Genomic DNA, 1,341 nt, shown 5'->3' with positions numbered 1-1,341 from the left:
ACTCCGTTCTCGGAATGGACGCAAACGGTTAGAGAAGAGGCGACATAGGTCAGCACTTTGGTGGGTAGCCCTATGCCTAGATTGACCGTGTCGCCGTCATGGAGTTCGAGCGCGGCACGGCGCAGCATGATTTCACGCGCGTCGGACGACATCATACGCCTCGCTGATAACGGGGAGACCGACGACCTTGTGAACGAAAGGGCCGGGTGTGTGAATTTCCTCGGGTGCAAACTTGCCGAGCGCGACGATTTCTTCCGCTTCGACAACGGTCGTGTCGGCGGCCATCGCCATGAGCGGCGAAAAATTGCGCGCCGTCGCGGCATATTTCAAGTTGCCGAAAGTGTCCGCCTGGGCGGCATGGATTAGGGCATAGTCGGCCTTGAGCGCAGTTTCGAGCAGCGCAGTCCGCCCGCCCACGTCAATCGCTGTCTTGCCGTTCTGCAGCATTGTGCCGACCCCTATGTCGGTTACGATCCCAAGCAGGCCGGCACCGGCGGCGCGGATGCGTTCGGCCAGAATGCCCTGAGAGTTGAACTCGACCTTCAGCCGGCCTTCATTCATCTGCTCGACCGCCCTGGCGTTCAGGCCAATGTGCGATGCGATCAGCTTCTCTACGAGGCCGGCCTTCAACAGAAGGTCGACACCCATCCCGATCTCGTTTGCATCGTTCTTGATAAGCGTAAGGTTCTTCGGTGCCTGACGCACCAATTCCTCGAGAAGGGTGAAAGGTGTTCCTGGCACTCCGAAACCGCCGATCATAACAGTCATTCCATCGCGAATTCCCGCGATCGCCTCTTCGACTTCCGTCAGTTTGTTACGCACCCAATTCTCCCATGCGGGCTGTTTCCAGCCAATGGTTCATGGTCACGACTCCGTTCCGCGGCACAATTATGGATTGGGAAGACATCATACCGGAGGGGATGGAAGCAAATAGATACCGTGAACGGAGGATATAAGTTTCGACAATGCTGGTCGGCGGCGGAAACCCTCGATTGTGATTATGCGGTGGTTCCCTCTCGACGTAATAGTCAAAACTGACCATAACTGCGACTGACAGGTCTCAAGTAACTGCGAGAGCTGGACGCGGTACGCCATCGTTTTCCCGCTCAATGTCACGTGCCGTACCGATCGGTCACTCAAAGCGCCATCGATTTTGTTCCAGCGGCCTCAACCGCATCGCTCAGCATGCGCTTGGCGCGCTGGGGATCGGACCATGCCGCCTGCGCATCTGGAGAGAGTGTGTGCAAAGGATCCGGGTATGTGAACAGTTGGTCTGGTCGGACAGATGGGGCCCGGTACACCGCAATCCCTGTCTGACGGTCATAATGCTCGAAGCTATGG

Annotated in this window: 1 protein-coding gene and 1 pseudogene; both read right to left on the bottom strand. The window is 57.3% G+C overall.

Annotated elements, in window-relative coordinates:
* Positions 1-132: 132 nt before the first annotated feature.
* On the bottom strand, positions 133-822 hold the full coding sequence (locus EOA23_RS34735) for a CoA transferase subunit A (RefSeq protein WP_127307320.1): 690 nt from the start codon (positions 820-822) through the stop codon (positions 133-135).
* A gap of 314 nt (positions 823-1,136) precedes the next feature.
* Positions 1,137-1,341, bottom strand: a pseudogene (locus EOA23_RS36175) (KamA family radical SAM protein); the annotation flags it as partial.

The sequence above is a fragment of the Mesorhizobium sp. M2A.F.Ca.ET.042.01.1.1 genome, assembly GCF_003997405.1.
GTDB lineage: Bacteria > Pseudomonadota > Alphaproteobacteria > Rhizobiales > Rhizobiaceae > Mesorhizobium.
The sequence above is the reverse complement of the archived record's forward strand: the minus strand, read 5'-3'. Positions and strand labels throughout refer to the sequence as shown.